We start from the raw sequence: 13,943 nt of genomic DNA on the forward strand, positions 1-13,943 counted from the left end.
GGTTCGCTGGTGCGGCTATCCTCAGTGGCTCTATGAACGACATGGCCACACGCTTCGCGGACCTCCTCGAGACTGTTGCCACGAAGATCCGCTCCCTCACGGTCGATCGGCTCGCGCGGGGCATTCGCATCGCCACGGCGGGTCTCGTGGCATTCGTTTTGGCCCTACTGGCGGTCATCTATCTGATCGTGGCGATCTTTCGCGTCGTCGCCGTCCCCTTGACGATGGAAGGCGCCTACGCGGCATTCGGTGGACTATTCCTTGCCGCCGGAGTGTTCGTGTGGTTGAAGCGCAACCCCAAGGACGACAATGACTGAAGAGATCATCATCATCGGATCGGGCCCGGCCGGGCTCACCGCGGCCCTCTACGCCGCCAGGGGAGGTAATGCTCCCCTCGTCCTGGAGGGAAGCCAGGCAGGCGGACAACTCATGCTCACCACCGAGGTCGAGAACTTTCCCGGCTTCCCCGACGGGCTGCTTGGACCCGAGCTCATGGATCGTATGCGCAAACAGGCCGAGCGCTTTGGTGCGCGCATGGTCACTTCCGATGTCTCGAAGGTCGATTTCACGACTTCACCCTTCAAGGTTTGGGCCGGCGCCGATGAGTATTCGGCCAGGTCCGTGATCGTATCCACCGGCGCCTCGGCCAAGTGGTTGGGGATTCCTGGTGAGGATCGCCTCGTCGGTCGCGGTGTTTCCTCGTGCGCGACGTGTGACGGCTTCTTTTTCCGGGACCAGGAGATCATCGTGGTCGGTGGCGGGGATACGGCCATGGAGGAAGCCCTCTTCTTGACCACGTTTGCTTCGACGGTCCATATCGTGCATCGGCGCGACGCTTTTCGCGCTTCTGCGGTCATGACGGAACGGGCACTGGCACATCCCAAGATCAACGTCATCTGGGATACGGTGCTCGAAGAAGTGCTCGGTGAAGATGAAGTCGACGCCGTGCGCCTTCGTAACGTCAAGACCGGTGCGGTGACCGAGATGCGGATCAGTGGCGTGTTCGTTGCGATCGGCCACGAGCCCAACACGGGTCTCTTCAGGGGACAGCTCGAGATGGACGAGGTCGGCTATCTCTCCCTGACCGGTCCCGCTTCCACACAGACGTCCACCTCCGGCGTGTTCGCAGCCGGCGATGTCGCCGATTCTCTCTATCGTCAGGCGATCACAGCGGCCGGGACAGGAGCACGAGCCGCCATCGACGCCCGCCGGTGGCTTGAAACACAGGAATGAACTCGAACCGCCCGAGGTTCTACGACACGATCCGAGGAGGCGCCTCTTGGCCGAACACACCCTGACCGTCACTGCCGACAATTTCGCCGAAGTCATCGATGCGGACACTCCGATCCTGGTGGATTTCTGGGCCGAGTGGTGCGGGCCCTGCCGCATGGTTGCACCGGTTCTCGATGAGATAGCGAGCGAGTATCCCGGGAAGATCACCATCGGCAAGCTGAACGTCGACGAGAACCCTTCCCTCGCGGCGGCCTACGACGTCATGAGCATCCCTACGATGATTCTCTTTCATCAGGGGAAAGAGCAGCGACGTATCGTCGGTGCTCGACCAAAGCACGCAATGGTGGCCGAACTCGCGCAATTCCTCGGGTGAGGTCCTGCCGCTGCGTCAACCGATGCAGCGGCGACCGTGGTGGCCTGTAACTGCCCGAAGCCTTGGCGCGCGATGTGGATGGATACTCGACTCCCCTCCAGCTCGCCCGACACTCGAACTCCGCTGCCGAGTACCTTCTTTCGCGTGAATCTGCAACGATGAGGGCCATGAGGCTCTACCGTCTCGGCTCATCAGGAGCGCCTATTCGCGACATCCAGATCCGACTCGGCGCGCTCGGTTTTCCTTGCAGCGACGACCCTCCCGGCGAGTTCCGCGAGGCTACACGAGCAGCCGTGATCTCCTTCCAATCAGAGCGTGGCCTCCCTGCAGACGGGATCATCGGACAGGACACGTGGCGGGCCCTCTACGAGGCCGGATACAAGCTCGGGGACCGACTCCTCTACAACAAACGGCCCATGTTTCGAGGTGACGACGTCGCGGAGCTCCAGCGGCGACTCAATGCCCTCGGTTTCGATGCGGGCAAGGTCGACGGCATCTTCGGTCCCAACACGGTTCGTGCAGTGCTCGAATTCCAGCAGAACCGATGGCTCTCCGAAGATGGTGTCGCAGGACCCGAGATCGTCGCCGAACTCGATCTCGTGTCCAAAGCCACACGAAAGACCGGACGGGAGGCGATCCGCGAGCGAGAGTGGCTCCGCGGTCTCCCCCGCTCGATCGCAGGAGCCCGGGTCTTCATCGACGCTGCCTGCGGGCTGGATGAAGAGGCGCGGGCCACGTGGGATGCAGCCGTCGCGGTGGCAACAGTCATCCAGGAACTGGGAGCCATCCCTCTGCTCGCGCGCAGTGCCGATGCCAGACCACCTGAGAGAATCCGAGCCCTACGCGCGAATCGTCTGGGAGCGGACCTGATCGTCGGCTTCCGGTTCCCTGCAGGCACGGGCCCGCTCGTCACCTTCTTCGCATCGTCGAAGAGCCACAGTGAGGCAGGTGCCGCTCTCGCAGCACACCTCGGCGCAGAGCTTTCCTTGCCTGTCGACGGACGCGCCCAGTCGCTTCTCAAGGAGACCCGCGCTCCCGCCGTCGTCATCTGTCACCTCTCCCCCGACGCGGAACTTGGAACCTTGGTGGCACGAGCACTCTCCTCATTCTTCTCCCACGCAAGAGATCTCGCCGATGAGTGATCAGGAGGGGAGTTCGTTTCCGGCCATTACGTCACGTGACGCTATTGTGCCCGACACGGGCGGCAGCTCGATGTCGCCAGATCCCCTTCGCTCGCACGTCTTCAGAGGAGGTCTTTGAAGATTCGCTCCAAGTCGTCCAATGAGGAGAACTCTATGGAGATCTTCCCCTTCTTCTTCGCGCCGTATCGGATATGGACCGGAGCCCCGAGAGAATCTTGAAGCCGCTCTTCGAGAGCGATGATTGCCGCCGGCCGCGGAACCTTGGCCGTTCTCGCCTTTTCTCCCGTACGATTACGTGCTCGTACCGCATCCTCGACCTGTCGAACCGACCAACCTTCCTCGGCCGCCTTCCGAGCCACATGTTCGCAGAACGCCCTATCCTCCAACCCGAGGAGAGCTCGTGCGTGTCCACCGCTCAGCAGGCCCCGCTCCAGCATCCCTTGGATGGACGCAGGCAATTGCAGCAGCCGCAGAATGTTCGTCACGGCCGATCTGGATTTGCCGACTCTCCTTCCGACTTCCTCGTGCGTCAAGGAGAAGTCGTCCAGTAGTTGCTGATAGGCAGCCGCTTCCTCGAGCACCGAGAGATCCTCGCGTTGCAGATTCTCGATCAACGCCTCCGTCAGGAGTTTGTCGTCTTCGCCTTGTCTGATGATTACCGGCAACTCGGAGAGGCCCACCTTCCGGGCGGCGCGCAGCCTTCTCTCGCCTGCGACCAGGGTGTAGACACCATCGTCGTCTTCATTCACGATCACCGGTTGCAGTAGCCCTACCTCCTGGATAGAGGCGGCGAGAGAGGCCAGCGCCTCTTCGTCGAAGTGCTCTCTCGGCTGGCGCGGATTCGGCCGTATCTTCTCAATCGGAACGATCGAGAATGTCCGCTCGGTCTTTGGAATCAGGGCTTCGAGGCCTCGACCAAGACCACTTTTTCTACTCGGCATTCTCACCTCCCTGATGGCGATCGATGAACTCCCTCCCCAATTGTCGGTAAGCGATGGCGCCACGGCTCATGGGATCGAATGCTTCGATCGGTTGCCCGTACGAAGGCGCCTCGGACAGTCGCACCGACCTTGGGATCACGGTCCGATAGGCGATCTCTCCAAAGAACTCTCGGACCTGCGCAACGACGTCCGCAGAGAGATTCGTCCTCCCGTCATACATGGTCAGCACAACACCGCCGATTCCCAGTTCCGGGTTGAGGTTTCCACTGACCAGTTCGATGTTTTGCATCAACTGGCTCAGGCCTTCCAGAGCGTAGTACTCACATTGAATCGGTATGAGTACCTCGTCCGCTGCAGCAAGTGCATTCACGGTGAGAAGCCCCAGGGACGGTGGACAATCCATGAGTACGAAGTCGTACTCATCGTCCATATCTCTCAGCGCGTTCCGGAGCCGAAGTTCTCTCGAGAACATCGAGACCAGCTCGATCTCTGCACCGGCGAGATCGATTGTGGCGGGAACAACGAACAGGTCTCGGTAGCTCGTTCCTTCGACGGCATCCTCGATTGCAGCTCCGCCGATCAGAACGTCGTATGTGGATACTCTCACCGCCCCGCGGTCCAAACCGAACCCCGACGTGGCGTTTCCTTGCGGATCCAGGTCCACGACCAGAATGCGTTTCCCCCGAAACGAAAGTGTTGCAGCAAGGTTGATCGCGGTGGTGGACTTGCCCACGCCGCCCTTCTGGTTGGTGATGGCAACGATTGTTGTGTGTCTATTGGTCTCCACACTGCTGCATGATAAGCAGCCATCCTGAAGGGTCAAGGACCGGTACCTGCACGACACGCCCACCCAGATGTCTCCATCCCGGATCGGCCGTACGGCGATGCGCCAATCCGATGACCCCTTTCCCTCCTGGCACCAGCACATTCCCCATGACCCGCACTGCCTCACGAGGACCGAGCACCGCCCGCATCACGACGCCCTCGCACGCCCGCTGCTCCCGTATGTCACCAGCGATCGCCTCCACGTTGCCCAGTCCCAGGACCCGAATGGCTCTTCTCAACAACCGCACGCGCTTGACCGACCGGTCCAGCAAGGTCACCGTGGTTTGTGGGAACGCTATCGCGAGTGGAATACCCGGCAGTCCCGCTCCCGAGCCCGCATCCATCAGCCGTCCCGGTGGCGGATCGCCCGCCCATCCAACGGAGAAACTCAGGCTGTCAACGATATGCCGGGTCCAGATCCGCTTCTCTTCGCCGGGGGAGAGGAGGCCCGCAGGTATCGCCTCTTCGGAGAGCCATCGTTCAAACTCTCTCAGAACCTCCCACTGCTCCGCACAAAGATCGACCCTCAACCACTTGCTGATCTGTGGTTGAGGGTCGGGTTTCACGTGAAACTCGAGGGTTCAGTCCTTCGGCGACAAGACGACCGAACGATGTGGCTCTTCGCCTTCGGAGTACGTCTGCACTCCCTCGATATCAGCCACGGCGTCGTGGATCACTTTTCGCTCGCCCGCATTCATGGGCTCGAGCATGATCTCGGACTGTTCCTCGATCACCTGTTCTGCAAGTCGGCGCGCGTAAATACGCAACGCCTCCTTGCGTCGCTCTTGGTAACCACCGATATCCAGCCGGATCCGGGCAGATTCCCGCGTCTTTCGCTGGATCACGGTCTTGCACAGCTCGTGGATTGCCTGGAGAACCGTCCCGTGGGGGCCGATCAGCGCTTCTGCCTGGCTTCCAGCGACATCCGCATAGATGATGTCATCCTCGACCCTCGTCGTGACCTCGCCTTCCAACCCGAACGCTTCCAGCAATCCGCGCAAGAAGGACCCAACAACCTCAGCCTGCTCCTCACGCACTTTCTTGCCCTCCTCGCCGGATGGTTCTTGCCGCTTCTGCTCTTTCTGCGGCCTCTTCTGCTCTTTCTTCTGCGATCTCTTCTGCTGCTTCTGCGGCCTCTTCTGCTCTTTCGGACGCTCAGCTTCGTCGTTGCTCTCTGGCTTCCTGCCACGTTGGTTACCGGGCTTCGCGTTCTTCGAGCGCCGGCGCCGACGTTTCGGCTTCGCCTGCACTCTGACTATGGCGTCCTTACGGCCCAGACCAAGGAAGCCACGCTCGGCGTCCTGCAGAACTTCAATGTTCGCTTGATCAGGGGAGGCCAACCCCAGTTCTTCCACCGCTGCCTGGACGGCGAGTTCGACCGTCGGTCCTCTGACCTCGACCCATTCCACGATTACTTCCTCCTCCGACGCTTACGCTTCTTCCGAGACCCCTGGTGTTTCCCCTCGGGCTTCTCCTCAACCTCCTGCTCCTCCACCTTCGGAGCTGCGGGTCGACCGTCGAGTCTGAAGATCAGTGACTGTTGGCCAATACGAAACAGGTTGGAGGTCACGAAATAGAGATTGAGGCCCGCCGGAAAACTGAACGAGAAGACACCGAAAAGCAGCGGCATCATCTTCGTCATCATTTGCGCCTGTTGCCCTGCTCCGTCGGACGAGGCCGGCATGGCTTGCTTTGACTGGATCCAACCGGAGCCGATGACCAGGAGCACCACCAACAGGTAGGGGATTGCTCCGATCCAGCCGGACGAGAGCGCATCTTTCGGTGTCACACCGAGATCCATACCCAAGAATGAAGGAAGTCCCGCCTGGAGAGCATGGATAATATTGGATCCTTCTGGCATGAACTTCTCGGGGCTCCGGAGGAGTCGAAACAACCCAAACCAGATCGGCATCTGGACCAGCATCGGAAGCACACACCCGGCAGGGCTCACACCCTTCTCCTTGTAGAGGGCCATCATCGCCTTGTTCAGCAACTCCGGCTCTTCCTTGTGCTTCTTCTGTAGTTTCTTGACTTCCGGCTGAATCTCCTGCATCGCTCGTGTAGACCGAGTCTGTTTCAGCGTCAACGGGAACAGAATCAGGTTGATCAACAACGTCAGGAAGATAATGGAAATCCCATAGTTCGGGATCACGTCGTAGAACAGGCTCATGGGGAGCCCGATCATGCGCGCAAGTGAATCCAACATCAGCCGTCGCCTCGGGACGGAACCGGGTCATAGCCGGTCTCGTGAAGAGGATGGCAGCGAGCAATGCGTCTGCACGCCATCCAGCCGCCCTTGAGTGCTCCGAAGCGTCCCACCGCCTCCAACGCGTATTGCGAACACGTCGGCGTATAGCGACAACTCTTCCCGAGCGCAGGTGAGAGCAGGCGCCGATACGCCCGAATCGCCGCTCGCACGACGAGTGCCGCGGGCCCACGAACCTCTTCACTCACGTAGGGATTCCTCCTCCACGGCAGCCTCCAGCCACCGTACCAAGACCTCGAAAGGTGCCTCCAGAACTTCCTTGGAAGCGATCACAATGTAGCTTCCTTTTCGCAACGGTAGACAATCGAGTGCCGCCCGTATCCGTCGCCTCGCCCGATTGCGTTGTACCGCACCGCCCACCTTCTTCCTGCTCGCCACGATGCCCACGGCCGCCACCTCGTCGTACGCGCGGCCGCGCACGACGGTGACGCCTCCTCGGCGTCGCCGCACACCTGTGCCGAACACGTCGGCAAAACGTTTACGGCCTCGAAGAGGGAGGTAGCGACGGCCGCTACGCGGAGAGGCGCTGCCGGCCTTTGCGCCGGCGGCGCTCGAGGACGGCACGGCCTCCTCGGGTTCGGAGGCGTGCGCGAAACCCATGCTTTCGTTTTCTGCGTCGAACATTCGGCTGGTACGTGCGTTTCATGATGAATCCAAAGAGGTGTGGGAGTGCGCTGAGAGGTTACGAGTGGGTATCATCGTTGTCAAAGGACCACAACGGCCTCGTTGTGGAAAACGCGAAGTTTTTCCTCAGGTCGCGAAATCCGGTTTCCTGCTCGACGGCGTCATCCGGCCATCTTCTCCGGCCATCTTCTCCGATCATAATGGGAGGATAAGCAGGCGATTGGCAGGTCTTGTCGGTGTCGAGAAGGTCCCGCAGCGCCACTTTTGTCACTCTTGAGCAAGCGGGTGGGTGTCCATATACTCGCTGCTCGCCGGAGGCTTTTGGCCCGCCTCACTTCCCCGAGGGGGCTTCCGAACCGCTGTGACCCGGTAAGAAGTTGAAACTCGGAACTGCCCTCGGGGTCAATGTTCTCCACATCCTGTGGATAGTTCTGTGGATCGGTAGAGACAAGGAGGTGAAACGTGGCGGAAGCACAATCGTCGACATGGGATGGAGAGACCCTCGAGTCTGCCCTGCGCGCCAGGGTCAGCCCTGTCACCTGGCAAACATGGTTTGCGCATCTGACCTACCACTTCGCCGACGACCGCCTTCGTGTCGTCGCGCCCAGTGAGTTCCACGTCCGTTGGGTGCGTGAGAAACACGCTGTGATCCTGAACGAGGCAGCCCAGGCGGTGTTCGGTCCTCAAGTCTCCGTTTCGTTCTCCGTCGACACGTCCGAACACGCCGCGAGCCAGGACTGGGAAGAAGAGGAACCCACCACCCAGGCGAAGACGCCGGTTCCCAAACAACAGAGTTTCCTGGGAGCCAAGTACACCTTCGACAACTTCGTCGTCGGCCAATCCAATCGTTTTGCACACGCCGCCGCCATGGCCGTGGCCGAGCGCCCGGGCATGCACTACAACCCTCTGTTCATCTATGCGGGTGCAGGACTCGGCAAGACACATCTGCTCCGAGCGGTTGGACATCAATACCACGAGCTCAATCCCGACAGCGTCGTACGCTACATGACCTCGGAGGGCTTCTTCAACGAGTTCATCGACGGTATCCGCCGCAAGCGTATGGACGAGTTCAAGAGCCGCTACAGAACGACGAACGTCCTCCTGCTGGACGACGTCCAGTTCTTCGAAGGTAAAGAACAAATTCTGGAAGAGTTCTTCCATACCTTCAACTCCCTGTACGAGTCGGGAAAACAGATGGTGTTCAGTTGTGACCGCCACCCAAAGCAGCTCTCCACACTGGAGGACCGTATTCGGAGTCGCTTCGAATGGGGGCTTCTGACCGATATCCAGCCTCCGGATGTGGAGACGCGACTCGCCATCCTCCGCAAGAACGCCGAATACGCACCTCTTCCCGTCCCGGAAGAAGTTCTACATTTCATCGCCCAACACGTACGCGCCAATATCCGCGAGCTCGAAGGAGCCCTTACGCGTGTAACCGCGTATGCGGCACTCACCGACCAACAGATCAGGCTCGAGATCGCTCGCGACGTCCTGCAAGATCTGACTCCCGAGGGCATGCCTCGACCTATCACGGCCGACGAGATCATTGCCACCACCGCGGCCGCCTACGGCTTTGCCGTCACCGACCTCCGTAGCCCCAGTCGCAAACAACCCCTTGTCCGTTCCCGACAAGTTGCGATGTACCTCTGCCGCGAACTGACCGATCTCTCCCTTCCCAAGATCGGCGCCCTATTCGGCGGTAGAGATCACACGACCGTCATGCACGGCATCGACAGAATCAACACGCTCATCACCAGCGACCCTCAGGTTTTCGAGAAAGTCACAGCCCTCTCCCAGCAGCTGAGGAGAACTTGACCTTGTCCACATCACCTTCGGCTGCTCGACACGACCTTGTGGAGAACGCGCGGACCCTTCCACAAACTCGGCGACTCACAAACGCCCCTCTCACCTGCCCCTTTTCGTACTTGTCCCCAATCCACAGGCCTACTACGACTACTACCGTTGATGAACAAATAAAGAAGGGATAGTTACGGTGCGGATACGTGCAGAAAGAGATGAACTCACCGATGTCTTCTCCCGGGCAGCCCGGGCCGTAGGCCAGCGCCCGGCGCAACCGATTCTGCAGGGTGTGCTCTGTGAGACAGTCGGGTCGAAGCTTCGCGTCACCGGAACCGATCTCGAAGCAACGATTCGGACGACTGCGGCGGTCGACGTGCAGGAGGAGGGCCGTGCCGTGGTTCCCGCCCGGTTGGCCACCGAGGCGATTCGAAAGATGCCGATCGGCGTGGTCACGATCGAGTCGACGAACGGGGAAGTCGTCATCACGGGGCGGGGTCCTCAATTCAGTCTGCGTGAGCTTCCTGTGGCCGACTATCCCGATCTCGGGGAACCGAATCTGGAGGGGTCGGTCGCCGTGGCCGGCGACGCGTTGGGGAACGCGATCGCCCAGGTTGGGATTGCGGCTTCAACTGATGCTGCTCGGCCCATCTTGACGGGCGTACTGCTGGAGCCGGGGGAGGAGGGTTTGCGCCTGGTGGCTACCGATTCCTACCGACTCGCCGTGCGGGAGATCAAAGGGTTTGCTCTTCGAGAGGCCGGGCTCGTGCCGGCCAAGGGATTGAAGGAGCTCAGCCGCACGATCGGAGCAGCACAGATTCAGGTAGCTGTGGGAAACAGGGAAGCCGTGTTCGGGTCGGAGCGAGGAAGCCTTACGTTGAGGCTGATCGAGGGCAACTTCCCGAACTACCGGCAACTTCTCCCGGAGTCGCACCCGAATCGACTGATTGTGGACAAAGAGCAACTTCTCGAGGCGCTCGGTCGTGCGGGGCTCGTTGCGGAAGACCATATTCCGGTGCGTATCAAGATGATGGAGGGAGGTGCGGAGATGACGGTCACCCGGCAGGATGTCGGCGGGGAGGTCGAGCACATCAACGGTACCTTCGAGGGCTCCGTCGAGGAGGTGTTGATCGCGTTCAACCCCCGGTATCTGAGTGAGGGCGTTTCGGCGATCACCAGCGAGCAGGTACAACTTCAAGTGATGGATGGTTTGAAACCTGCCGTACTCAAGGGAGTAGACGACGATTCGTTCCTCTACCTGTTGATGCCGGTGCGTATCTGAATGAAGCTCGATTGGATCGAGCTCACCGACTTTCGGTCGTACACCAGGGAGCGGATCACGCCGACGGAACGGGTGAACGTGATCGTGGGACCCAATGGCTCTGGGAAGACGAATCTCCTCGAGGCGATCGCGTATCTCGGAGGGCTCCAGTCGGTGCGTGGAGCTCCGGAGGACATTCTGGTGCGTCAGGGAGCAGAGGAGGCGATCCTCAGGGGTGAAGTGACGAGAGCCAATGGAGGGTCCCGAATCGAGATAGCGATCGGGCGTAGGCGGAGAGTACTGGTAAATGGTCGGCGGCCGGCTCGCAACGCCGAGGTCCTCGAACATCTGCGTGTGGCGACGTTCCTACCGGACGATTTGGAGATCATCAAGAGGGGTCCCGGGTATCGGCGAGAGTTCTTGGATGCCACCGCCATTCAGCTGTGGCCTGGAGCGTACGGGGACCGTAGGGATTTCGAGCAGGCGCTACGTCAGCGTAATGCCCTCCTCAAAGCGGGTCATGTTGATCGCTTCACCCTCCAAGTATGGGACGAGCGCCTGTCGCAGGCGGGTGCCAGGGTGATGGCACGCAGGGCGGCGGCGGCGCGCCTACTCCTCGAGAGGGTCGGGGACATCTATCAGAGACTCTCCGGTGCGAGACAGGACGTGGAACTCGAGTATGTCTCCGCCTGGGGAGCTACGATCGACGACGTTCCCGTTGAGGACTTACGGGAAAGGCTCAAGGGAGCACTCGAGTCACATCGCAAGGTGGATGTGGAGCGAAGACAGACTTCTCTGGGACCACATCGTGACGAACCCCGCTTCCTCCTTGGCGGCCTCTCCGCTCGACGGGCGGCGAGTCAGGGAGAACAGAGAACATTGATGCTCGGTCTGAGACTCGCGGCACATGGGGCTGTCGCGGACATCATCGGCGAGATGCCCGTCCTGTTGCTGGACGACGTCTTCTCTGAACTGGATGTGCGGCGGACGGCTGCTCTGGCAGACGCGCTTCCTGCGGCCCAGACGTTCATCACGACCGCCCGTTCGGATGATGTACCCCTCGCAGGCAAGAGGTGGGATGTGATCGCGGGGCATGTGCAGTGAGTGACCTGGAGAGCATTCGGGGAATCATCGACACGGCACTCGGGAAATGGGGTGTCGGACAGGTGGGTGCATTTGTGAACCTGACGGAGCACTGGCCGGAGATTGCGGGTGAGCAGTGGGCCAAACACGCGAAACCGGTGCTCCTGCGTAGGGCGGTTCTGACGGTGGAGGCATCGCCTGCAGCGGCTTCCATCCTGCGGTATACGATCGGAGATCTCCTGCTTGCCTTGGACAGGAAACTCGGAGAGGGTGTGGTGATGGAGGTTCGTATCCGGCTTACCGGGCAGGGCCGTCCGACCGTCTGATTCATCATGATTTTCCTAGGGTTTTTCCCTATCGACCGTCTTGGGTTGAGGGGGTCGTCCGGCTATACTTACACGTGTGTAAATCAAGGCTCGGGCGGGGACCGGGGGGTGCCGCCACGGGGCCGTTGTTTTGTGAAGGAGCCCAGTGAATCAACGTACGCCGAGTGACTACGACGCGAAGGACATCACCGTCCTGGAGGGTCTGGATCCCGTACGGCGGCGACCGGGCATGTACATCGGTTCGACCGGTCCCCGGGGTCTGCATCATCTCTTGTGGGAAGTTGTGGACAACTCGATCGACGAGGCGATGGCCGGTTTCTGTTCTCGCATCGAGGTGACGCTGCTGAGCGACGGGGGAGTCCGGGTCAAAGACAACGGGCGTGGGATTCCTGTCGATCGACATCAGAAGACCAAGGAGTCGGCGTTGACCACGGTGCTTACGACGCTGCACGCGGGGGGGAAGTTCGAACGAGGTGCATATCAGGTCTCCGGCGGTCTGCACGGTGTGGGCCTGTCTGTCGTCAACGCGTTGTCGGAGAGACTCGACGTAGAGGTGACCAGAGACGGCTTCCTGTGGTCTCAGTCGTTCCACCTGGGTAATCCTCTTGGCTCGGTCAAGAAGGTGAAGCCGGCCCGAAGGACAGGGACGACGACCACGTTCTGGCCTTCAACCGAGACCTTCACGGAGACGACGACGTTCAACTTCCAGACTGTGTCTTCTCGCCTCAGAGAGATGGCGTTTCTCAATCGAGGGATCACGATCATCCTGAGGGACGAGCGAGGCGAGGAACCTGTCGAGCAGGTGTTCCAGTACAAAGGCGGACTCATCGATTTCGTCAAACACCTCGGCGCGAGCAAAGAACCCGTACACCCGCATATCGTCTATTTCGAAGATGTCGCCGAAGAGGCAGAGCTCGAAGTCGCCATGCAGTGGATGAGAAACTCCTACACCGAGACGGTTCTCAGCTTCGCGAACAACATCAATACCCATGAGGGTGGAACACACGAAGAGGGCTTCAGAAAGGCCCTGACCAGGGCACTGAACGAGTTCGCTCGCAGTAAAGGAATCTTGAAGGAGAAGGACCTCAATCTGAACGGAGAAGACGTTCGCGAGGGGTTGACGGCGATCATCTCGGTGAAAGTTCGTGAGCCCCAGTTCGAGGGACAAACCAAGACGAAGCTGGGGAATACGGAGGTGCGCGGATACGTCGAGAAAACGCTGAACCGCATGCTGCCCGAATGGCTGGAACGGCGTCCCGGTGAAGCCCGTGCGATAGCCGAAAAGGCCATCAACGCCTCGCGTGCGCGGATGGCGGCTCGTAAGGCCCGTGAACTGACCCGACGGAAATCCATGCTCGAGTCGGCCAGCCTTCCGGGCAAGTTGGCGGATTGTTCCTCTCGCGAAGCCGAAGAGTCCGAGATGTTCATCGTGGAGGGTGATTCCGCCGCCGGCCCGGCCAAGCAGGGACGGGACAGCCACACACAGGCCATCCTGCCGATCCGCGGCAAGATCATCAACGTCGAGAAGGCACGGTTGACCAAGGCACTCCAGAACACGGAGATCCAAGCGCTGATCACAGCCATCGGAACGGGCATTGGAGAAGAGTTCGATCTGGCGAAAGCTCGCTACCACAAGGTCGTGCTGCTCACCGACGCGGACGTCGACGGTGCCCACATCCGTACGCTCCTCCTCACGTTCTTCTTCCGGCACATGAAACCGTTGATCGAGGCGGGCTACGTGTACATCGCACAACCACCGCTGTATCGCGTGAAGCAGGGCAAGAACGTGAGCTATCTCGCCGACGACGCCGAGCTCGCCGCCTACCGGGAACAGGCGGGAAAGAAACGAGTGGACGTGAGCCGGTTCAAGGGGCTTGGCGAGATGAACGCTTCCGAGCTGTGGGAGACGGCCATGGATCCCGAACGACGCCGTCTCCTGCGGGTGGACCTGGAGGACGCGACCCGCGCCGAAGAGGTCTTCTCCACGTTGATGGGTGATGACGTGAAAGCGCGCAAGTTGTTCATCCAGCAGAACGCCAAAGACGTGCGTTTCCTGGATGTTTGAAGGAGAA

At 60.4% G+C, this 13,943-nt stretch carries 17 protein-coding genes; 9 read left to right on the forward strand and 8 right to left on the reverse strand.

The genetic code is table 11. From position 1 onward, the window contains the following. The first annotated feature begins 32 nt into the window (after window positions 1-32). The 4 genes from GXP34_12185 to GXP34_12200 all read left to right on the forward strand — a co-directional run bounded on the left by GXP34_12185 (window position 33) and on the right by GXP34_12200 (window position 2,748). Window positions 33-317 carry a hypothetical protein gene (locus tag GXP34_12185; protein ID NOY56731.1) on the forward strand — a complete coding sequence of 95 codons (285 nt, stop codon included), beginning with the start codon at window positions 33-35 and terminating at the stop codon, window positions 315-317. Beyond that, entirely contained in the window at window positions 310-1,233 is a 924-nt protein-coding gene (gene trxB, locus GXP34_12190; protein NOY56732.1) for a thioredoxin-disulfide reductase, read from the forward strand. The genes GXP34_12185 and trxB overlap by 8 nt, the downstream gene beginning before the upstream one ends. A gap of 46 nt (window positions 1,234-1,279) precedes the next feature. Beyond that, window positions 1,280-1,606 carry a thioredoxin gene (gene trxA, locus GXP34_12195; GenBank protein ID NOY56733.1) on the forward strand — a complete coding sequence of 109 codons (327 nt, stop codon included), beginning with the start codon at window positions 1,280-1,282 and terminating at the stop codon, window positions 1,604-1,606. A 167-nt stretch (window positions 1,607-1,773) separates the two neighbouring features. Continuing rightward, on the forward strand, window positions 1,774-2,748 hold the full coding sequence (locus GXP34_12200) for a hypothetical protein (GenBank protein ID NOY56734.1): 975 nt from the start codon (window positions 1,774-1,776) through the stop codon (window positions 2,746-2,748). 101 nt (window positions 2,749-2,849) lie between these two features. Here the strand turns inward: GXP34_12200 and GXP34_12205 are convergent, their stop codons facing one another. Genes GXP34_12205 through rpmH form a run of 8 tightly spaced genes read right to left on the reverse strand, consistent with a single transcriptional unit; the run spans window position 2,850 to window position 7,426 of the window. Next, window positions 2,850-3,689 carry a ParB/RepB/Spo0J family partition protein gene (locus tag GXP34_12205; protein NOY56735.1) on the reverse strand — a complete coding sequence of 280 codons (840 nt, stop codon included), beginning with the start codon at window positions 3,687-3,689 and terminating at the stop codon, window positions 2,850-2,852. Further along, window positions 3,679-4,617 (reverse strand): ParA family protein, encoded by a 939-nt coding sequence (locus GXP34_12210; protein ID NOY56736.1) that lies wholly within the window; start codon window positions 4,615-4,617, stop codon window positions 3,679-3,681. The genes GXP34_12205 and GXP34_12210 overlap by 11 nt, the downstream gene beginning before the upstream one ends. Further along, the gene (locus GXP34_12215; protein ID NOY56737.1) at window positions 4,463-5,080 is read right to left on the reverse strand and encodes a hypothetical protein; all 618 of its coding nucleotides are present in this window, start codon (window positions 5,078-5,080) and stop codon (window positions 4,463-4,465) included. The genes GXP34_12210 and GXP34_12215 overlap by 155 nt, the downstream gene beginning before the upstream one ends. 15 nt (window positions 5,081-5,095) lie before the next feature. After that, window positions 5,096-5,923 (reverse strand): hypothetical protein, encoded by an 828-nt coding sequence (locus GXP34_12220; protein ID NOY56738.1) that lies wholly within the window; start codon window positions 5,921-5,923, stop codon window positions 5,096-5,098. Window positions 5,924-5,925: 2 nt separating this feature from the next. Beyond that, entirely contained in the window at window positions 5,926-6,720 is a 795-nt protein-coding gene (locus GXP34_12225; protein ID NOY56739.1) for a YidC/Oxa1 family membrane protein insertase, read from the reverse strand. Continuing rightward, window positions 6,720-6,968, reverse strand: coding sequence for a membrane protein insertion efficiency factor YidD (gene yidD, locus GXP34_12230; GenBank protein NOY56740.1), 249 nt, complete (start codon window positions 6,966-6,968; stop codon window positions 6,720-6,722). Before yidD ends, GXP34_12225 begins: the two co-directional genes overlap by 1 nt. Further along, window positions 6,961-7,245: a hypothetical protein gene (locus tag GXP34_12235; protein NOY56741.1), complete on the reverse strand. Its 285-nt coding sequence runs from the start codon at window positions 7,243-7,245 to the stop codon at window positions 6,961-6,963. The genes yidD and GXP34_12235 overlap by 8 nt, the downstream gene beginning before the upstream one ends. 46 nt (window positions 7,246-7,291) lie before the next feature. Continuing rightward, window positions 7,292-7,426 carry a 50S ribosomal protein L34 gene (gene rpmH, locus GXP34_12240; GenBank protein NOY56742.1) on the reverse strand — a complete coding sequence of 45 codons (135 nt, stop codon included), beginning with the start codon at window positions 7,424-7,426 and terminating at the stop codon, window positions 7,292-7,294. 440 nt (window positions 7,427-7,866) lie between these two features. Between rpmH and dnaA the strand changes: the two genes are divergently transcribed. From dnaA to gyrB, 5 genes are all read left to right on the forward strand, one after another. Next, window positions 7,867-9,219, forward strand: a complete 1,353-nt coding sequence (gene dnaA, locus GXP34_12245; protein NOY56743.1) for a chromosomal replication initiator protein DnaA — start codon at window positions 7,867-7,869, stop codon at window positions 9,217-9,219. A gap of 178 nt (window positions 9,220-9,397) precedes the next feature. Continuing rightward, entirely contained in the window at window positions 9,398-10,483 is a 1,086-nt protein-coding gene (gene dnaN, locus GXP34_12250) for a DNA polymerase III subunit beta (GenBank protein ID NOY56744.1), read from the forward strand. Continuing rightward, window positions 10,484-11,566 carry a DNA replication and repair protein RecF gene (gene recF / locus GXP34_12255; protein NOY56745.1) on the forward strand — a complete coding sequence of 361 codons (1,083 nt, stop codon included), beginning with the start codon at window positions 10,484-10,486 and terminating at the stop codon, window positions 11,564-11,566. Beyond that, complete coding sequence (locus GXP34_12260; GenBank protein NOY56746.1) at window positions 11,563-11,871, forward strand: DUF721 domain-containing protein; 309 nt, start codon at window positions 11,563-11,565, stop codon at window positions 11,869-11,871. The genes recF and GXP34_12260 overlap by 4 nt, the downstream gene beginning before the upstream one ends. Window positions 11,872-12,016: 145 nt before the next feature. Further along, window positions 12,017-13,936, forward strand: coding sequence for a DNA topoisomerase (ATP-hydrolyzing) subunit B (gene gyrB / locus GXP34_12265; GenBank protein NOY56747.1), 1,920 nt, complete (start codon window positions 12,017-12,019; stop codon window positions 13,934-13,936). Window positions 13,937-13,943 lie beyond the last annotated feature (7 nt).

Source organism: Actinomycetota bacterium (assembly GCA_013152275.1).
In the GTDB taxonomy this organism is placed as follows: domain Bacteria; phylum Actinomycetota; class Acidimicrobiia; order Spongiisociales; family UBA4744; genus BMS3Bbin01.